20 protein-coding genes are annotated in these 20,564 nt (G+C 44.3%); 1 reads left to right on the plus strand and 19 read right to left on the minus strand.

The annotated features are described in order from the left end of the window. Positions 1-29: 29 nt before the first annotated feature. The 8 genes from BO48_RS05985 to BO48_RS06020 are packed head-to-tail and all read right to left on the minus strand — an operon-like array spanning position 30 to position 7,208. The gene (locus tag BO48_RS05985; RefSeq protein ID WP_496366510.1) at positions 30-1,586 is read right to left on the minus strand and encodes an ATP-binding cassette domain-containing protein; all 1,557 of its coding nucleotides are present in this window, start codon (positions 1,584-1,586) and stop codon (positions 30-32) included. Next, positions 1,586-3,154 (minus strand): ATP-binding cassette domain-containing protein, encoded by a 1,569-nt coding sequence (locus BO48_RS05990; RefSeq protein WP_496366511.1) that lies wholly within the window; start codon positions 3,152-3,154, stop codon positions 1,586-1,588. The genes BO48_RS05985 and BO48_RS05990 overlap by 1 nt, the downstream gene beginning before the upstream one ends. Positions 3,155-3,207: 53 nt before the next feature. Next, positions 3,208-4,233 (minus strand): GTP 3',8-cyclase MoaA, encoded by a 1,026-nt coding sequence (moaA, locus tag BO48_RS05995; RefSeq protein WP_496366512.1) that lies wholly within the window; start codon positions 4,231-4,233, stop codon positions 3,208-3,210. Positions 4,234-4,244: 11 nt separating this feature from the next. Next, positions 4,245-4,817, minus strand: coding sequence for a molybdenum cofactor guanylyltransferase (mobA, locus tag BO48_RS06000; protein ID WP_496366513.1), 573 nt, complete (start codon positions 4,815-4,817; stop codon positions 4,245-4,247). Then, positions 4,817-5,050: a MoaD/ThiS family protein gene (locus BO48_RS06005; RefSeq protein ID WP_496366514.1), complete on the minus strand. Its 234-nt coding sequence runs from the start codon at positions 5,048-5,050 to the stop codon at positions 4,817-4,819. Before BO48_RS06005 ends, mobA begins: the two co-directional genes overlap by 1 nt. A gap of 2 nt (positions 5,051-5,052) precedes the next feature. Continuing rightward, entirely contained in the window at positions 5,053-5,496 is a 444-nt protein-coding gene (locus BO48_RS06010) for a molybdenum cofactor biosynthesis protein MoaE (protein ID WP_496366515.1), read from the minus strand. Then, entirely contained in the window at positions 5,493-5,948 is a 456-nt protein-coding gene (gene mobB, locus BO48_RS06015; protein WP_496366516.1) for a molybdopterin-guanine dinucleotide biosynthesis protein B, read from the minus strand. The genes BO48_RS06010 and mobB overlap by 4 nt, the downstream gene beginning before the upstream one ends. Continuing rightward, entirely contained in the window at positions 5,949-7,208 is a 1,260-nt protein-coding gene (locus BO48_RS06020; protein ID WP_496366517.1) for a molybdopterin molybdotransferase MoeA, read from the minus strand. A gap of 406 nt (positions 7,209-7,614) precedes the next feature. Here BO48_RS06020 and moaC point away from each other — a divergent pair, with 406 nt between their 5' ends. Next, positions 7,615-8,094 (plus strand): cyclic pyranopterin monophosphate synthase MoaC, encoded by a 480-nt coding sequence (moaC, locus tag BO48_RS06025; RefSeq protein WP_496366518.1) that lies wholly within the window; start codon positions 7,615-7,617, stop codon positions 8,092-8,094. A 392-nt stretch (positions 8,095-8,486) separates the two neighbouring features. On the opposite strand, the gene BO48_RS06030 is transcribed toward moaC, so the two are convergent. From BO48_RS06030 to BO48_RS06080, 11 genes are all read right to left on the minus strand, one after another. Further along, positions 8,487-8,993 carry a MogA/MoaB family molybdenum cofactor biosynthesis protein gene (locus tag BO48_RS06030; protein ID WP_496366519.1) on the minus strand — a complete coding sequence of 169 codons (507 nt, stop codon included), beginning with the start codon at positions 8,991-8,993 and terminating at the stop codon, positions 8,487-8,489. Positions 8,994-9,003: 10 nt separating this feature from the next. Next, entirely contained in the window at positions 9,004-10,008 is a 1,005-nt protein-coding gene (locus BO48_RS06035; RefSeq protein WP_496366520.1) for a ThiF family adenylyltransferase, read from the minus strand. A gap of 12 nt (positions 10,009-10,020) precedes the next feature. Beyond that, positions 10,021-11,190 carry a nitrate/nitrite transporter gene (locus BO48_RS06040; RefSeq protein WP_496366522.1) on the minus strand — a complete coding sequence of 390 codons (1,170 nt, stop codon included), beginning with the start codon at positions 11,188-11,190 and terminating at the stop codon, positions 10,021-10,023. 94 nt (positions 11,191-11,284) lie between these two features. Then, positions 11,285-11,815: a hemerythrin domain-containing protein gene (locus BO48_RS06045; RefSeq protein ID WP_496366523.1), complete on the minus strand. Its 531-nt coding sequence runs from the start codon at positions 11,813-11,815 to the stop codon at positions 11,285-11,287. Between the two features lie 19 nt (positions 11,816-11,834). Then, a complete protein-coding gene (locus tag BO48_RS06050) occupies positions 11,835-12,485 on the minus strand; it encodes a response regulator (RefSeq protein WP_496366524.1) in 651 nt (216 codons plus the stop codon). Beyond that, a complete protein-coding gene (locus tag BO48_RS06055) occupies positions 12,482-13,525 on the minus strand; it encodes a sensor histidine kinase (protein WP_496366525.1) in 1,044 nt (347 codons plus the stop codon). The genes BO48_RS06050 and BO48_RS06055 overlap by 4 nt, the downstream gene beginning before the upstream one ends. Further along, positions 13,522-13,977, minus strand: coding sequence for a GAF domain-containing protein (locus BO48_RS06060; RefSeq protein ID WP_496366526.1), 456 nt, complete (start codon positions 13,975-13,977; stop codon positions 13,522-13,524). Before BO48_RS06060 ends, BO48_RS06055 begins: the two co-directional genes overlap by 4 nt. A 30-nt stretch (positions 13,978-14,007) precedes the next feature. Beyond that, complete coding sequence (gene narI / locus BO48_RS06065; RefSeq protein WP_496366527.1) at positions 14,008-14,682, minus strand: respiratory nitrate reductase subunit gamma; 675 nt, start codon at positions 14,680-14,682, stop codon at positions 14,008-14,010. Next, positions 14,675-15,253: a nitrate reductase molybdenum cofactor assembly chaperone gene (gene narJ, locus BO48_RS06070; protein ID WP_496366528.1), complete on the minus strand. Its 579-nt coding sequence runs from the start codon at positions 15,251-15,253 to the stop codon at positions 14,675-14,677. Before narJ ends, narI begins: the two co-directional genes overlap by 8 nt. Next, positions 15,246-16,799, minus strand: coding sequence for a nitrate reductase subunit beta (narH, locus tag BO48_RS06075; RefSeq protein ID WP_496366529.1), 1,554 nt, complete (start codon positions 16,797-16,799; stop codon positions 15,246-15,248). Before narH ends, narJ begins: the two co-directional genes overlap by 8 nt. Next, positions 16,789-20,460, minus strand: coding sequence for a nitrate reductase subunit alpha (locus BO48_RS06080; RefSeq protein ID WP_496366530.1), 3,672 nt, complete (start codon positions 20,458-20,460; stop codon positions 16,789-16,791). The genes narH and BO48_RS06080 overlap by 11 nt, the downstream gene beginning before the upstream one ends. Positions 20,461-20,564 lie beyond the last annotated feature (104 nt).

The following is a 20,564-nucleotide window of genomic DNA, read 5'->3' on the forward strand; positions in this document are numbered from 1 at the left end:
AACATAGTGTAGCATGATGAATCGTCCATCTACAAATAATCCCTGAACCTTTTAACCGCTTCATGGACAGCACCGCCGCGCGAGATCAATTCGTCGTATGTGCCGCTCTCTATAATACGGCCATTCTCAATGAAATGTATCCGGTCAAATTCATGAATATGGGACAGATCATGTGTACTTACAATGACCGTCTCCCTGTCCAAAATCGACTGCCAGACTTTTTCCTGCAGCGCTTTATTCAACTTGGCTGACGGCTCATCCAGTATCCACCAGTCATTATCCTCTATAATCATCCGGATAAAGTGCATTCTTTTCTGCTCGCCGCCGGACAGCTGCCCTGTATAATAAACAAAATCATCAGGAATGAAATGGCCCAGATCAAATTCCATAAGCAGTTTTTTTATTTCTTCATCAGGGATTTCGAAATGACCAAACATCGTCAGATTATCCCGGATGGTCGCATTATAAAAATCCAGATGCTGCGGCATGACACCCATATCCCGCTTTTCAATCAGCCTGTTGAGCAAGGTTGTCTTACCTGAGCCGCTGCTGCCGATAATCGCATGTTTCTCACCGGCGCCGACTGTAAGACTGACGTCTGACAATGCATCGTATGCCCCGGCAGGATATTTATAGGAAACATTGCTTAAAGTCAGCCCAGGTCCGGAGTCCTTCGGTGCACTTTCGATGTTCGATGCCTCATTTTCTATCTGTTCGACTTTCTGCTTTGTATTGAAGTATTGGCTCGCCGGTTCTACAACCGGAGTCAGTACTTCAAAGAAGCTGATGACAAGCAGTATCAGCATCGGTATTAAAAATATATGGTCATCCTGCATCAGGAGTATGACCGCTGTAATGATGCCGAGCTGTATCATGCCGCTCAGAAAATCGATCATTGAATCTTTAAAGCTTTTCCTGTTTTGATTACGGGCGATTGAATTCAGCTGATCATCAATACCTGACTGGACATCCTTATGTTTACCGTCGATGAAAAGGTCCGTGAAACCGTGGATAAACTGATACGTCTTAAGAAATGCATTCGTATCCAGCCTGTCATACTCCGAATCAATTTTATCGTCCCATCTGCTGAAAACAAATGGCAGAACGCCGAGCATCAGCAGTGCGACTATGAGTGATATGACCACCATCACCGTGTTGAGCAGAGCAGACAGCAGAATGATGACAATCGACAGCAGTGCTGCGACAACGTAAGGATAGATGATGGTAATATAATAATTCTCGATATCTTCGAAGTGGCGGCTCAATGTCTGGATGAACCGGACGTTGTGCCTGTCTTCGTCATCGGATAACGTCGACTCGAAATACCGTGTACGCATTCTTGAAATCAGTTTAAATGTCGAGTTATGAGACAGAAGGCGTTCCAAATACTTCAATCCACCCTTCGTCATGCCGAACAGTTTTATCATTGAAATGATCAGCAGGATGACAAATATCGGCGGCTCGAAAAAGCTCAGACTGATCATATAACCGCTGAGTCCGAAAATCGATATGCCAATCAGGCTGCCGACCACACCGAGCAGTATGCTGTATACTACGTGCTTCTTCTCATTTCTTAAGTATTCCATCATATACCACCTCTTTCTATTCTTTTATTCTCAAGGTGATAATGTGTATCGCTGATATTCAGCAGTCTTCGTCTGTGAACAACCGCAATGATTGTTGAAAACTCTTTGAATCCATTCAAATGATCCAGCACTATACTTTCCGTTTCAGCATCCAGAAACTCGGTCGGCTCATCCATGACGATGATACCCGGCCGTTTTAAAAGCACCCGTGCGATTTTCAGACGGACGATTTCACCGCCAGAAAACGGCACATTATTATTTACAATCGGTGTATGGATGCCTTCAGTCAGCTTTTCCACACTGTCCATCAGTTTCAGCTTTTCAAGTATACCGAGCACCGCTTCCTCGCCGGATTCGCCGTCGGAAAGATACTCGAATAATGTACTGTCATTAAAATAAAGTTCATCAGAAATATAGCCGATGTCTTTTGTGGCCAGTCTGACTTCACCGCTCTCCGGCGGATGCAGTCCGACAATCGTCTTCAGGAGCGTTGTCTTCCCTTCTCCCGAAGGTCCGGTAATTGCATTGATGGTCCGCAGCCTGAACCTGATATTTATACCCTCGGCCAGGCGCCGGTCACCGTAGCCGATATCAAGATTTTCCAGCTCGACCGCATAGTCTCCTGAAGCAGATACCGTTCTGTACTCTTCATGCTTTGCCGGTGTCCTCAGCCATTCATTCACTTTATCCAGATGCCCTCTGGCCAGCTGGCCATTATGGAATTCCACGCCCAGCACTTTGAGTGCATTATAAAATTCCGGTGCGAGCAGCAGCGTAAAGAACGCCGCATAAAAGGTGATGTTTTCAAATATGATGATCTGCAGCCCGATTTCGAGCGCCACAAGACCGATACCGAGTATCGTTATGAATTCGAGCATCAAGGACGATTGGAATGCATATTTCAAAATCTTCATCGTCTGCGTTACAAAGTCTTTATTGTTCTCTTCCAGCCTGCCTTTGACAGACGCTCTTGAACCTGTGTAACGAACAGTATCCTTACCGCGTACAAGATTTAAAAATAAAGTCCCCATATCATCGAACTTGGAGGCCTGCTTATATGACTCGTCTCTCGTCTGCAGCCCGACCAGCACATAATAGAGCGGTACAAACGGTGCTGTCAGAAGCAGGATGATGGCTGCGTTCCTGTGTATGAAAAACAGCACGATGATGATGACAACGAGCTTGACCATCGTGTTGACGATCGTCGGTATAAACACCTGCTCGAACGGACGGTATTTTTCCAAATGTACATAAAGCGCATTTAAAAAGGACTCTGATTTTTTATTCGTTGTATCGTTCACTTTGGATAACAATTGATTTCCGTAGCGTTCCATGCGTTTATGGGCGACATGGGCGGTGCTGTATTGATAAATTGCACGCAAAAGTATGAATGCCGTGAAATAAACCAGCATCCAAACGAGCAAAGTGTATGATAATGTCTGATCTCCGACGATGAAGTCAGATAAAATGACTGACAGATAATGTCCGAAAAAGACATAAAATATAATCATCATGAGGGAGATCAATGCATAAATTGTCAGCCATTTTCTTGGAAATTCTATTTTCATTCTTAACGCTTCCTAAAATAAATTTGAAAAAAACGTGAAGTAATCTTCACGTTTCATCCGCCAATATAACTCATATTGATTTTCTTGCGCGCCTGGCGCCTTTCTTCAGTGATTTCAGTTCTGATTTCAGAATAACGGTCATCACGCTTATTCCACACACCGACCAGAATATCCTGCAGCTCTGAATCATCTATACCGTCACGCATCAATGTTTTAATGTCGAACCCTTCGACAGCAAACAGACAGCCGTAGAATTTGCCATCTGATGACAGCCTCGCACGTGTACATGTAGAACAGAAGCTCTCTGACACGCTCGTAATGAATCCTAAGTAAGACTTCGCATCTTTATGGCGGTACACTTTGGCCACTTCACCATAATATTTCGGAGAGCGCGGTTCCAGGTCGAACTCTTTATCCAGTATCTCCATAATCTCTTTTTTGGTGACCACTTTATCGAAATTCCAGCCGTTATCATTACCGACGTCCATAAACTCGATGAAACGCAGTGTGACACCATCCAGCTCTTTGAAGTAACGCGTCATCGGTACAATTTCGTGTTCGTTCAGCCCTCTCTGGACAACCATGTTCACCTTGATTTCAAAACCGATGGATTGTGCATATTTAATCTGTTCCAGTATTCTCGATGTACCGATTCCTCTGTCGTTAATCTGGCCGAACAGTTCGTCATCCAGTGCATCCAGACTGATGTTCAGCCTGCGAAGGCCCGCATCGTATAACTTCTGGCCGTGTTTCTTCAACAACAGACCGTTCGTCGTCAGTCCGATATCTTCAATACCCTCTATATCATTCAACATTGCTATTAACTCGTGTAAATCTTTACGGAGTAACGGCTCACCACCGGTAATCCTTAATTTCTTAACGCCCATGCTTGCATATATTTTTGCGATCCGCTCAATCTCTTCAAAGGACAACAATTCATCCTGCTTCATAAATTGAAAGTCATCGCCAAATATCTCCTTAGGCATGCAATAGCGACATCTGAAATTACATTTATCCGTTACAGAGATGCGAAGGTCTCTTATCGGCCTGCCAAACTTATCTGTAATCTGCTCAGTCATAGCATCCCTCCTTATTCTATATCACTTTTATAATTTATATTCCTGAATATTTCCGGGCGCTCTTCCGTGTCGGCCACATCCAGCATTTTGACCTTCTGATTATTGAAGAACGCCTTGAAACTCAACCGTTCTGACTTGAGCTGCCCTTCCAATTCATCTATTAGATCAGTCCCCTGGAAGACACTGATTGTTGGATGCATTTTATCATCTTCCGCTGAGACAATGAAAGTATTTGGATTGGCCACTGCCGAATCATACAGCTTTTTCAGCCATTCCGCCGTAATGAACGGTGTGTCGCATGAGACCACCAGGAGCCTGTCTCCCGGGTGGGCCTTCGCTGCCGCATACAGCCCGCCGAGCGGCCCGTAGTCCGGATAGTCCGCATCATCGATGACCGTCTCATAATCAAAGTACGGCTCAAGTGTCTCATTTGTGTTGATGACTATATCATCACATACTCCGGATTCCGACAAAACATCGTAAACATGCTGATACATCTTTTTACCACCCAATTCATACAGACTTTTCTGTTCGCCGAAGCGGGTGGACTTACCGCCCGCCAGCACGATGCCGATTGTTTTCATCAGCCGCCGCTCACAGGCGGTATAAGCGCAATCATATCTCCGCTTGATACAGTATGATCATCCTTGACGAATGACTCATTGCTCGCCACCTGGAAGACCTCGCCGTCCAGAACCGGATAGTCTGCATAAATTTTATTTTTCAAATCTATCACTTTCATTGAACCGTCTGTGTCCAATTCAATAACGTCCTTGCCCACTTTTTCCTTCAACCCGGCAAAAAGCATTACTTTCATCGTTATTTCTCCTCTATACTGGAATGATAATGACGGGAATCTCCGATCCACTCTTCACCATCAGACCATATTTCTTTTTTCCATATCGGAACAACCTCCTTCAGACGCTCGACTGCATATTCATTCGCCCTGTAGCTGTCCGCTCTGTGCGGCGAGCTCGTAACAATGACTACCGCGATGTCGGATATATCGAGTTTGCCGATACGGTGGCCGATAGAAGTCAACACTCCCGGCCAGCGTTCTGAAATTTCCCCGCCGATCTGTGCGAGCATTTTTTCAGCCATCGGAACATATGCTTCATATTCCAAATATACCGTCTGGGTGCCTTTCGTCCATTCCCGGACATGCCCGGTAAATGTACAGATGGCCCCCTGCTTCTCATTCAAGACAAAATCGTGATACGCCATCGGTTCAAGTGGTGTTTCAACTACTTCAAACTGTTTCATTCATCTATACTCCATTCTTTAAACCAAGTCATGATAGTCTCTTCATCATAACGTATATCAAATGTTTTTAACACATTCCGAAGACCGATATTATTTAACTTTGTGTGACCGTGTTTGAAAGAATACTCCATAAAAATTTTAGGATAATCTTCATCTTTATAACCTTCTATTAAAATAAAATCCACGAGCTTCGAATAGTCTTCTATCTGCTTCTCAAGATCCGGCTCTTTATTTTCAACAGTCATCACAGTGCCCGGCGTATTCAGCATTGTGAAGTCCGATCCGCTCTCTATAAATTTGCCGGTATCAGTCGTCGAGTCGTGAACATCGTCACGGTGATGATTTTTAATGACCGCCACTTTGCGGTCCTGCTCTTTAAGATATTTGATCATGCGGTTGACTGTCGTCGTCTTGCCGCTGTTTTTAAAACCGGTAATCTGCAGAATCTTCATCTATTCCACTCCGAAACGGTCGGCACTTGAAGTGACGTCAGTCATCATCACTTTGACCGCATCCCCTTTTTCAAACCCTCGCGTACCGCCCGGCATTACGATGACACCGTTACTTTTAGCGATGGAAGTGACCGCGTTTGACTTGTTGAATCCGGCAGGTTTTGCATAAACCTCACCATTGATATACTGCACTTCCGCACGGATGAAACGTGTGAACGGATTCGGTTTTGTGAAATCTTCATCGAGTGTCGCATCGATAAACGGTGCATGCACATTTTCAGAACCCATCACTGCCTGAACGGCAGGACGCACGAACAGTTCAAACCCTGAATAACATGCAGACGGGTTGCCGCTTAAGCCGAACAGGAATTTATCCCCAAGCTTGCTGACTGTCGTCACACTTCCCGGTCTCATCGCGACTTTGTTGAATAGCACTTCCGCACCGAGTCTCTCGTAAATTTTCGGCAGAAGATCGTAATCTCCGACAGATACACCGCCGGTCGTGATAATCATGTCGACCTCTTCGAGCATCTGTTTCATATTGTCATGCAGCGTATACAGGTCATCACTCTGCATGTGGTATCTCTTGCCTTCTATGCCCGCTCTTTTCAGCTGTGCAAGAATCATCGGTGTATTTGAGTTTCTGATTTTACCGCGGACCAGCGCTTCGTCTACATCGAGGAGTTCGCTGCCCGTCGATAAAACACCGACGATCGGTTTTTTATATACTTCCACTTCACTGTAGCCGAATGTTGCCAGCACAGCGACAGTTCCCGGATTGATGAGTGCACCTTTTTCTAAAATGACATCACCTTCGGAACTCTCTTCTCCCTGCACGGCAATGTTTTCACCCGGGTTAAAAGTTTTACGGACCGTGAAGCCCTCATCAGTTTCTTTCGCCTGTTCAAACATCACCACAGTATCCGCACTCACAGGGATTTCTGCACCTGTCATGATTCTGAACGCTTCGTTTCCCTTCAGCTCATAATCACTTGTCGAACCCGCAGGCACCTCTTCAGCCACTTTGAACGGCACCCGGTTATCGCCGCTTGCCCCTTCAGAGTCAGCCGCCCTGATTGCAAATCCGTCCATCGCCGACTTCGTAAATAAAGGCACATCATGTGTTGCGACAAGATCATTTGCCAAAATACGACCGTGCGCATCGTGGTAAGAAACAACTTCAGTATCCGTCAATGTTACATTTTCCAAAACGCGTCCTACTGCATCACTTACTTGTATCGGTTTTCTATTTATAGTCATTAACTCTCCTACTTTCCAGAAAAATTTCATTATAAATCATTGTACTTTACATCATTTCACTCGATTACAATACGGGCAGGCGTTAAGCCTTCATCCCTCATTCTACATTAAAAAAGGGCCGATTCCCAATGCCTCGCCCACCGTTGAGCTTTTTCTTACATTAATTAATTCAGGAAGATGACTCGGGCATCTGTTCTTGATCCCATTACGATTTTCATACCTTACCCGGGGCATCATGCTTCAGTAATTACAGAATCTCCTCCCCCCTGCGTGCTTGATTGTGTTTCGTATCTTTTTCATGTCTAAATGCGTATAATATTGAACATAAGTTACAAATGGTAAGAAGCCGTACGTGCTGTTCTTATGTATGCAGTAACTGACCTATACATTAAAAAGGATGGTTGGAATGACAGATTTTACTCACTTTAACGAAGAAGGCCGCGCTAAAATGGTCGATGTCTCTGATAAAGAGGTTTCTACGAGAATCGCAAGAGCATCGAGCTCGGTAGAAGTCACTGAAGATATATATAAAGCAATAACCGAAGATAAAATCAAAAAAGGCGACGTACTTTCAGTTGCCCAGATCGCCGGCATCATGGCCGCAAAAAACACACATCAGATCATACCGATGTGCCACCCGCTGTCACTGTCCGGTGTTGATATTTCATTCAGTTGGGATACACACTCCGGATACCTTTTGAACATTATCACGGAAGTGAAGACAAAAGGACAGACCGGCGTCGAAATGGAAGCCCTCACCGCCGCAAGCGCCGCAGCACTCACTGTTTATGACATGTGCAAGGCACTCGATAAAAGCATGATCATTCACGAAACCAAACTCGTATCCAAATCCGGCGGCAAATCCGGAGACTATACAGCCGAATAACAGAACATGTGTATACCCCTGCTCACCCGGAGTGCTTTTTATCTCTGAGTGAGCAGATTTTTTATTTTTCTGCTCGCTTGATGCGATTTTCAGCGCTGAATGAGCAACTGTCGGCTTTTATTATTATTAAAATACGATGCAGCTGTTCAGTCAGCACCGATTTCGTTTCTATCTAAACGTTTCCCACCTCGAAATGTGCAGCCGGCGACAATTTCCAGCTTGTCTTCACAGCAAACGTCCAAAAACGTTCAGCCAGGGACAAATTCCGGTCTATCTGCACACAAATGTCCTCCAAGTGTTCACTCAGCCTTAAACAGTGCGGCATCTCAACGCCGCTCTCGGGACAAAATAAAAAACTCCCGGCAAGATGTATTCCGGGAGTTTTCCATATATCAATCTTCTTTTGTCACTTCGAACACGAGGTGGTTCAGTTCAGGAACGACGAGTTTTTCCATTGCCAGCTTGACTGCACCGCTCGAACCCGGCATCGAAATGATGACCTGATTGGCATGCGTGCCTGCGACCGCTCTTGAAAGAATACTTCTAGAGCCGATGTCTTTTGTGTAACTCAGCATACGGAAAATTTCTCCGAAACCCTCAATTTCTTTATCGAAAAATGGTCTGACGGCTTCAATCGTCACATCTCTTTGTGCAATGCCTGTCCCGCCTGTCGTAATTACCGCATCGACACCTTTATCCAGCATGGCGGAAACAGCTTTTGTAATCGAGGCTGTATCATCTTTGATGATTTTGTAATTGTCTTCATCAACCACAGTGTTGATATCGGCCAGATACTCCTGCACCAACTTGCCGCCTTTGTCAGTTTCTACAGTTCTTGTATCACTTACAGTTATTACTGCAACATTAATATCACGGTCAATTCTTTCAACTATGCTCATGTATATTCTCCTATCCGAATAATTGATTCACTATCGTTCTCGCTTTATTCGTCTGATCTGCGCCATGGATTAATAGACGGCCGTTATTGAAACTTACTATGCGATAGTCATCATATTTGAATTCTACAAAATACGGCGTTTCATTCATGGGTATATCGCGTGTCGCAAGAGCTTTCACTACAGTGTCCTTCGTCAGGCGCTCATCTATATACTGGACAGTATCCCTGCCGCATAGACGCATTGACATCTGGCCGCCGCTTCCCTCTTTGAGTTCAGGGAATTCATGTGTCCCGCATGTCGGGCATTCCGCATCAACCATACCGTCAATCTTGAACTTCATGTGATCCATATCCCATGTATTGCCCATACGCATATAATACGGCGCTTCAAACTGTCCGGTCATAATTTTGAATGCTGTTGTGACCTGCTCTGAGACCGCCATATGCACTGCCGGAGAAATCACACCGACAGTGTCGCATGTCAAAGTCGTTGTCGGCAGCACAGGGACCATGCATCTGTAGCACGGCGTCTGACCTGGTACAAAGCCGCAACTGGAATATGACGCTTCCACACATGCTGCATTCACCCACGGCTTGTCCAGCTTGAATGCCACGTCATTGATGAGCATCCGTGTATCAAAATTATCCGTGCCGTCCAAAATGATATCCGCCTCTTTTGCGAGCGACTCCATCAAAATGGCATCGGCGTGGGCAATATGTGTTTCTATTTCCATATCGCTCCTGATATTTTCAAGGCGTTGTTTCGCTGCGATGACTTTGGGAACTTTATTATCAGCATCGTCTTCAGTGTACAATGTCTGTCTTTGCAGATTGGACATTTCCACATAATCCCGGTCGATCAGAATAATCTTTTTGACACCAGCTCTCGCAAGCATTTCGCCTGAAAGCGAACCAAGCGCCCCCACCCCGACGATGAGTACCGTACGGGATTGGATGAGGCGCTGTCCTTCACTGCCTATTTTATTGAATAAAGTCTGTCTTGAATAACGATTCATTATATTCACTCTCTAAATACTATTTGCCTTAACTTTACTACGCAAGTAGAGCATTGTAAACAAAGCGATCACGCAGGCACCCGTCAGAAGATGGAATGCAAGCATATATGTGCCTGTCGCTTCGAAAGTCGACTGCATCACAAGCGGCGGGAAAAATCCGCCGAGTCCGCCCATCATGGCTACAAAACCGTTTGCGATTCCTGACTGCTGCGAGAAGTACATCGGTACGAACTTAAATACAAGTCCGTTTCCGATACCTGCGAATACCGATGTCAATAAACAACCGATTGTGAACATGATCAGGCTTTCATAAGTAAATGACAGCAGCAGACCTGAAAGTGTCAGACCGACAAATGAAATCATCACCATTGTTATCGGATCGAATTTATCACCGAGCATACCGCCAACCGGTCTGAGCAATGTTGCTATCACTATGAACCCCGCTGTTCTGAATCCGGCATCCGCTGTCGACAGTTCAAAGAATGTCACCAGATAGTTCGGCAGAAAAATACCGAATGCAACGAACACACCGAAAGTGATGAAATACCAATAGTTCAGGAAGTAGAACCTGTAATCCGACATTGCTTCTTTAAACTGCTTACCCAGCGGAAGATTGACTTTCTTCTCACCTTTATCTCCCAGGAAGAACTGAAGAAGTGCAAACAATGCAAGGATAATCAGATAAGTCTGTACAGCTGCCTGCCAGCCGCCGAGCATACCTGCAAGTACAGGCGCACCGAAGCTTGTTACCGCTGTACCGATGTTACCCATACCGTATACACCGTTTACGAAACCATGCTTATTCTTTTCATAGTATTTAGGCAGAGCGGTTACACCAATACTGAACGTCGCTCCCCCGATACCTAAAAATACTGCAGCGATAATTAAATCTGTCGTCGTTGTCGCCATACTTAAATAAAAGACTGGAATCAGTAAAAAGATAAAGCTCGCCAAATAGACTAACCTTGCTCCAATTTTATTCGTCATAATACTGAACGGTATCCTCAAAATAGAGCCCAGTATCGTCGGTAAAGCGATGATTAATGCCTGTTGCGAAGCCGCTTCAGGAATGTCTTTCACAATTTCCGGAAATAACGGTGCAAGCAGTGTCCACACCATAAATCCAACCAATAAACTGAATGTTTGAAGAAATAATTGCTTTTTTCCCATAGTCTCTGACATACGATCAACCTCACTAGTTTGTGATTTTATTTACAATATTATTATAAAACGAATCAGAAAGCGTTGAAAGAGGGAAATCCCTATATAAACCAGGTTATTCTACAATTAATGTATTCACTTGTTCCAGTAAAACTTCTTCATCAATTTCCTTAAGCATCTTTTCGGCCATATCAAACAGAACGGCCTCTTCTTTAACCATATGTACCATCAAAACTTCATAAGCTTCCATAACATCTCCGACCATATCGTGCATCGTGCTGATATCCATATCTGTCGATACCTGCTCGGAATGATGAAGGAAATGATCGATATAAGCATCAATTTCTGCGTGCTCTTCTTCTATGGATAAAATCGGACCTTGTTCATAGCCGATATAAACCCCGAGCATCGGGAAGAAATACTTCTCTTCTTTTTCCTGATGCTTTTTCAAAGGTACCCTGAATGTTTTCAGCTTTTCCCTGATTTCCTTGATTGCCATCATACCTTCGAGACGACTGTATACATCATCATTTTCAAATTTCAATACGAATTGAAACCATTCATTCATCAAATGCCTGATATAATGGTGTTCATTTTCCAATACACGAAGTGCCTTAACTTTATATTTAAATTCATTTGTCTTCATGAATATCCATCACCTATCATTAAATATCGAAAAGTTTCTTTTTAACAGCATATTCCACTAATTCCGGCCTTGATGACAAATCGAGTTTATCCATAATTCTGGACTTATGCGCTTCCACGGTTTTCACTGAAATATACAGCATTTCGGCAATGTCTTTATTGCCGTAACCTCTCGCTACAAGCGGCAGTATTTCGAGCTCTCTCTGAGTCAATATGTTAAACGGTTCTTTATCATGCTCCAATGTCTCATCACTGTTCAAAAACTTTTCAAAAGAATCATTCATCAATACCGGATCTATATACCTGTCGCCTCTCGCCACCGTTCTTATTGCACGTATCAGTTCATCATCGGGCGAGTTTTTCAAAATATATCCAAGTGCCCCGCTTCTGAACGTATGTGTGATATATTCTTCATCATCGTACATCGTGAGTATCAAAATCTTAACATCAGGGAATACCTCATGTATTTTACTCGCTGCAAAAAGTCCGGATTCGCCCGGCGGCATGCTTAAATCAAGCAGAAGGACATCGGGTGAGAGTTCTTTCACTTTGTCAAAAGCCTGGGTTCCGTCCGCTGCAGTACCGACCACTTCCATATCCTCCTGGTAGTTGAGCAGCATCGTAAAACCGGTTCTTACAACGGCATGGTCATCCGCAATTACTAATCTCATACAATACTCTCCTCTACGGGGATAAACCCTTCAACTTTAGTGCCGATGCCCGGCTCGCTGTTGATGTTCAACGTCCCCTCGACACTGCTTATTCTTTCCTGCATGCCAAATAAACCGAGACCAGAGCCTTTGGGATCATCCTCCATAATAAAGCCATTGCCTTCATCTTTAATTTCAAAATGAATGTGCACGGCATTAAATGATACTACTTCCTGGAGTTTGACTGATACTTCATCACTGTCTGAGTATTTGGCAGCATTGAATACCGCTTCCTGTATCACACGGTAGACTACGGTCTCTATCTCGGGCTGATATCTTTGCCGTTTAAGATTCGTGTCAAAATTAACCAGTATCCCGTACTGTTTTTCAGTCCATTTAAAGTGTGTTTTCAATGCAGCTTCAATACCCAGATCATCAAGGCTCGCCGGTCTCAGTTCCACTGAGATATTCCGAACATAGTCCAGCAGGTAGCTGAGTGTGTCCTCGGAATTTTTTATTCTTTCATCTAATTCTTCACGGTCCAAAGTATATTTGAACAATCGCATTTCAAGCAGCAGATTCAACAGCTCCTGAGTGACGCCGTCATGTAAATCCCTTGAAATTCTTTTTCTTTCATTCTCCTGTGCCTGGATGATCCTTTGGGTCAACAGTTTCTGATGTTCAAACTCCTGTTGTTTCATAAGTTCCGATAAAGGGTTCAAAGTGAAAACGCTGATGTTGTTTTCATGGTCGATCTGCTGGAAATTCGCAACATATGCGACCTTTTCCCCGCTGCGGGTGCGCATATAGACTTGAAATGTCAGTTTTTCCTTGGACAACAGAAAACAGTTACTGCAGTCGTAACTGCCGTTATTGCCCACACCTAAACAATGACCGCAAATATTAACAAATTGATTGCGGTCATAATCTCGTTCGTCTAATGTAGTTTGTGCTTCTTCATTCATATAGACAATTTCGCCATGTCTGTCTACGAATATAATCATCTCTTTCGATTGATGAAACATCGCTTTCAAGAGCGATGTTAAGTCCTGTATTTTCATATAGCCATCATCTCTTTTAATATTTCTATGCGTAATGTTTCTTCCACATCCGTTTTTAATGATTCATACTTCGATTCGCTGATCTGACTTGGTTTTCTATTGCCTAAAACAAGTACCCCTACAACTAGTTCATCATCACTCCAGATTGGCATTGCAACAAAGGATTTCACTTTTTCAAAGTATAGGATGGGATAACGCAAAAGCCCTTCCTCATCATATATCTTACTGACATCCTGAATGACCAGCGATTTACCGGTTTTCAATACCAAGCCGGGCAATCCGGCTCCTTTTCTAAGTTCCATCCGCTTCCATCGCTGATTTTCACTGCCAAAGACATATTTCCATTTAAACGTGAAATTCCTGCGACTGTTGGTAGTGTCAGTCAAAGCAATGATTTCAAATTCGTACTTCTCTTTTAACCTGTACAAAGTGTCTCTGATTGATTGATTCATAGCTATCTCCCACCAATTTTAAGCAATCGCCTATTTATGCTTGCGATAGACTATATAGCTTCTGCCCACATAGTTGAACGGTAAGCTCCAAGCATGCACGAGCCGTGTTGCCGGCCACAGTGCAAAGATCACAAATGCTGCAAGGACGTGAATTTTAAATGACAGAGGTACATCTGACATCACTGCTGCATCCGGTGAAAATGTAGCAAGACCCCTTACCCACACTGAGATCGTCTGACGATAGTCAAAATCGGTTACAATATTATTTGTTACCAGTGTAGCATACACGCCCATGAAAGTTATAAACAGAAGCAGGAAATTCACAATCATATCTGAAGCTGAACTTAGGCGGCGGATCGACTTGTTTGTAATTCTGCGGAATGTCAGTAAAAACATGCCCGCCAGCAAAACGACTCCAAAAAATCCGCCTACATACATCGCACCGAGGTGATAAATGTGATTGGTCACTCCAATGGCACTCAACCAGTGAGCAGGCACGAATAAACCGACAATATGCCCTAAAAATACTGGTATTACAGCCAAGTGGAACATGATGCTACCAATCATCAATTGTTTCTTTTCAATGAATTCACTTGATTTTGCCGTCCAGCCGAATTGGTCGATTCTATACCGCCAAATATGGCCAACGATAAAAATAGCGATACATAGATAGGGAAATATTACCCACAAAAATTGCTCAAGCATTTTGCTCGCCCTCTTTCATCGACTCATCTACACATGCTTTAAAAGTTTCCCGTAACCCTTTAATCAAGTTAAAATACGGACTTTTATTTCTTTCCAACGCCTGAATCATATGATATGTACCGTCTTCCAACACCATGATTAACAGAGTCAGGCTTTCTGCTGCACGATCGTCACCACGCCATTCTGCTGCATAGAGGAATTCAAGCATCAGAGGCAAATAGTCACTCAACTCATTATCCGGCATTTTCAATCCGAACATTTCATACAATACTTTAAGCTTCGCCAACATTTGTCCACGTTCTTTTTGTTCTTCAAATTTAAAGTATGTCATATAAAGATTGGTATCTCTGTCAAAATCAAATGTCTGGGTGTATACCTGCTGGATATCATCCAGACTGATATCATGCATATCTTTCCAATATTGCTCTATATAAGGAAAAGCTGGATGGGACGGATCGAACGCCCCATCAAATTCTCTTGGATGAAAATCTATTTCCCTTGGAAAAGTTAATTGATTTGAGAAAAATCCAAATGATTTTTTATATTTATACACTTCATCGAGATTAATCACGCCAAATTCCCCCATAGAAATTCTCTTCATAAATTTCTTTGCCGGTCTTGTTGTTCGTAGTTGCAGCCATTACCGGACCACAGCCGTCACAATCATCTCCGCCAAAACCATAGCCGGTTGAACCTTGCGCACGGTAAGGATCTGAATACTGTTCACGGTGGGAAGTCGGTATTACAAAGCGGTCTTCATATTTTGCGATTGCCAGCAGACGATACATCATCTTAGTCTCGTTCGCTGTCATCCCGACACGGTCTAATCTGCTTTCATCAAAATCTTTACCGCTTGAAATAGCTCTCATGTACTGACGCATCATCGCCATTTTTTGAAGTGCGCCTTTTATCGCTTCGGTGTCTCCGGCTGTCAGCATGTTCGCAAGGTACTGAACCGGGATTCTCATCTCATCAATCGCAGGGAAAATTGCATCCGGATTCTTGATTGAGTCTTTACCTTCAAAATAGTTCATGATCGGGCTCAGCGGCGGGCAGTACCAGACCATCGGCATTGTACGGTATTCAGGGTGAAGCGGGAATGCAAGCTTATATTCCACTGCCAGTTTATATACAGGTGAATTTTGTGCCGCTTCAATCCAATCATCGGAAATGCCGTCTTTTTCTGCCTGCGCAATCACTTCAGGGTCATTAGGGTCAAGGAACAAGTCAAGCTGAGCTTCATAAAGATCCTTTTCATCTTCTACAGATGCTGCTTCAAGTACACGGTCGGCATCATACAGAAGCACGCCCAAGTAACGCATTCTTCCTGTACATGTTTCAGAACATACCGTCGGCAGTCCAGCTTCCACACGAGGGAAACAGAATGTACATTTTTCAGCTTTGTTCGTTTTCCAGTTGAAGTATACTTTCTTGTAAGGGCAGCCGGTCATACAGTATCTCCAACCGCGGCACGCTTCCTGGTCAACGAGAACAATTCCGTCTTCGTCACGTTTATACATAGCGCCTGAAGGACAGCTTGCCACACAGCTCGGGTTCAGACAGTGTTCACACAGTCTCGGCAGGTACATCATGAATGTCTTTTCAAAGTTGAATTTGATTTCTTCTTCAATCTTCTGGATGTTAGGATCCTGTGGACCAGTGATGTGTCCGCCTGCAAGGTCGTCCTCCCAGTTCGGGCCCCACTCCAAATCCATTTTTTCGCCTGATATTACTGAACGTGCCGTAGCAACCGGACTGTGTTCACTTTCTTCCTTAGTAATCAAATCCTGATAGTTGTAAGTCCACGGTTCGTAGTACTCTTTCATTTCAGGCATATCCGGGTTGTAGAAAATTTTACCTAAAGCGATTTTGGATAATTTAGTACCGCTTTTCAGTTCCAGACGGCCATTTTTGAGCTTCCAGCCGCCCTTATAGTGTTCCTGGTCTTCCCAACGTTTCGGATAACCGATTCCAGGTTTAGTCTCAACGTTGTTGAACCACATATATTCTGCACCAGGCCTGTTCGTCCAAGTGCTCTTACAAGTAACACTGCACGTATGACATCCAATACATTTGTCCAAGTTCATCACCATTGCAATTTGCGCTTTAATCTTCAAGCCAATTGACCTCCTTCATTTTTCTTACAGCTACATATACATCTCGCTGGTTACCAATCGGGCCGTAGTAGTTGAACCCGTAACTTATCTGTGCATAACCGCCTACCATTTGAGTCGGTTTCATATGAATTCTCGTCGGTGCGTTGTGGCTTCCGCCGCGTGTGTCTGTAATTTCCGACCCAGGTACTTCAATGTGCTTATCCTGAGCGTGATACATGAACATTGTACCTTCCGGCATTCTGTGTGATACGACTGCTCTTGCTGCGACAACACCGTTTCTGTTGTAGACTTCCAGCCATTCGTTGTCGTCAATGTCGTGCCTTTCAGCATCCACATTGGAAATCCAGACTGTCGGTCCGCCTCTGAACAGGGTCAGCATGTGTAAGTTATCCTGGTAAGTCGAATGGATATTCCACTTACCGTGCGGTGTTAAATATCTCAGGACCAATGAGTCCACTCCACCTTTGATTTTCTTGTCTTTCGAACCGAATACCATCGGCGGTAATGTCGGTTTATACACCGGCAATGCTTCCCCGAATTGCATGAACATATTGTGATCGATATAGAATGACTGTCTGCCGGTCAATGTTCTGAATGGTACATTTCGTTCTACGTTTGTCGTAAACGGGTTATAACGTCTGCCCTGCTTGTTCGAGCCCGGGAACACTGCTGTCGGAATCACTTCTCTCGGCTGTGCGGTAATATTGTTGAAAGTGATCTTTTCGTTTTCCCTCGCACTTGAAATATCCCTTAATTCCTGTCCCGTCTGCTCTTCCAGATTTTCGTATGATTTCTGTGATACTTCACCGTTTGCACATGATGAAACATGTAAGACGACATCGGCCGCTCTTCTTGCCGTATCCATTTTCGGCAGGCCGTCCTTGATTGACCCGTCGGTATAGACACCGTTCATGGATTTAAGCTCTTCATGCTGCTCGGTGACGTCAAAGGAAACACCATGCGCGCCGATTTTTCCTCTGAAACCAGGCCCTGCGGTAATAAACTTATCGTAGACCTGTGTGAAATCTCTTTCGACGACTTTGAATGCCGGCATCGTCTTGCCCGGAATTGCTTCGATTTCACCTTTCGACCAATCCTTCACCAATCCTAATGGCTGTGAAATTTCCTGCGCCGTATCGTGCGCGAGAGGTGATGTTACCAAGTCTTTATATTTACCTGGCAAGTGTTCTTCAGCCATATTCGTAAATCCTTTAGCCAGATCTCGGAATATGTTCCAGTCTGATTTGGATTCCCATAACGGGTCGACTGCCGGGTTGAACGGATGGATGAATGGGTGCATATCCGTACTTGAAATATCATGTTTCTCATACCATGTGGCAGCAGGTAATACTATGTCCGAGTAAATCGGTGTTGCGGTCATTCTGAAGTCTATTGAAATAAGTAAGTCCAATTTACCTTCAACATCTTCGCCCCACTCGACCTCTTCCGGTTTGAAATCCTCATTCGGAGATGCCAGCAGGCCGCTTTTCGTGCCAAGTAAATGTTTCATGAAGTATTCCTGGCCTTTTGCTGAAGAAGATATTAAGTTCGAACGCCATACGAATAATGTTTTCGGATGGTTTTCAGGCGCTGTCGGATCTTCAACTGCAAATTTTGTTTCTTTATTTTTAAGCTGCTCGACTGCAAGGTCGATTACCGCTTCATCCGAATCATCGCCTTTTGCTTTCGCTTCCTCATAAAAATCAAGACTGCTCTTATTGAATTGAGGGTAAGACGGCAACCATCCGAGCCTTGCTGCCAGCACGTTATAGTCGGCCGGGTGTTCGTATTCTATATCTTCTGCAGTCGGTGACTGAAGTGTATCGGCACCGGACTCTTCATATTTCCACTGCTCTGTTGCAAAATAGAACCAGCTTGTCGCGTTTTGCTGACGCGGTGGTCCCTGCCAGTCTTTGGCGAATGCTACATGGCCCCATCCTTCATACGGACGGACTTTTTCCTGACCGACATAGTGTGCCCAGCCGCCGCCGTTTTTACCGACACAGCCGCACAGCATGACGAGGTTCAGAATCGCTCTGTAAATGGTGTCGGAGTTGAACCAGTGGTTGATACCGGCACCCATGATAATCATCGAGCGGCCGTCAGTGTCCACCGCATTCTGTGCAAATTCACGGGCAATCTGTACGACGATCGACTGCTTGACTGTCGTAATTTTTTCCTGCCATGCCGGTGAGTAGACTGATTCTTCATCGTCATAGCCTTTAGCTTCGAACTCTGAATCGAATCGGTTCACCCCGTACTGTGACAGCATCAAATCATAAATCGTTGCTGCATATTTAGTTGTGCCGTCAGCCAAAGTCACTTTTTTGGCCATGATCGGACGGGTGAATGTGCCGTTGCCGCCGTTATCAAAGAATGGAAATTCGATATTGATCTGTTCACCTTCGAATTTTTCAACGGACATTGCCGGATCTATATCCGAACCGTCATCCCGTTTTAAATTCAGGTTCCACTTCTTGCCTTCTTCCCATCTCTGTCCCATCGTGCCGTTCGGAGCAATCATGTCGCCGGTGTTTTCATCGATGATGATCGGTTTCCAATCTGCATTCTCACTGTCGATGCCAAGATCGCTTTCTCTCAGGAAACGTCCGGCTTTCAATGAATCTTTGAAATCATCCAGAATGATCATGAAAGGCAGATCCGTAAATTTCTTGGCATAGTCGATGAACATCGGCTCTTCGCGCTGATGGTAGAATTCGTCCAGTATCACGTGCGTCATCGCTTGTGCCAGTGCCGCATCCGTCCCCGGATTCGGAGCCAGCCAGTTATCCGCAAACTTTACATTTTCTGCGTAGTCAGGCGCAACAGATACTATTTTTGTTCCTTTATACCGTACTTCGGTCATAAAGTGGGCATCCGGTGTTCTTGTCAGTGGTACGTTTGAACCCCACATCATTAAGTAATTCGAGTTATACCAGTCCGCTGATTCAGGTACGTCCGTCTGGTCTCCCCATATCTGCGGCGAGGCATTCGGCAGGTCAGCATACCAGTCGTAGAAACTTAACATCTCTCCGCCGATCAGGCTGATGAATCTGGACCCTGCTGCGTAGCTGAGCATACTCATTGCCGGAATTGGCGTAAAGCCGGCGATTCTGTCCGGACCGTGTGTTTTAATTGTGTAAATCAACTGTGCTGCAATAAGTTTGGTTACATCTTTCCATGTCACTCGTACATGGCCGCCCATACCGCGGGCCCGTTTATATGATTTTGCCTTTTCAGGGTCTTCTACGATGCTGCCCCATGCTTTAATAGGATCTCCATGTTCCTCAAGTGCATTTTGCCATAAACGCCATAATTTTCCGCGCATGTATGGGAACTTAATACGCATCGGACTGTACTCATACCATGAGAATGATGCGCCTCGAGGACATCCTCTGGGTTCATATTCAGGCATGTCCGGACCGCATGAAGGATAATCCGTCTGCTGGTTTTCCCATGTTATGATGCCGTTCTTAACGAACACTTTCCATGAACATGAACCGGTACAGTTAACACCATGAGTCGTTCTGACAACTTTGTCATGACTCCATCTCTGTCGATACATTTTTTCCCATTCACGACTTTTTTCTTCTAATATTGACCAATTTCCGTTAAACTTCTCTGTCGGTTTAAAGAAATGAAGACCAAAGAGTTTGTCCATTAGCGTTCTCCTCCAAATACATTTCTTTCAAGATACTCTTATTATCTGTTTTTATTTGTCAGAATAATATTAGGGAAAGTCCTAATCATTCGGAAATTAGATTG

The organism is Lacicoccus kunmingensis DSM 17847 (genome assembly GCF_059568765.1).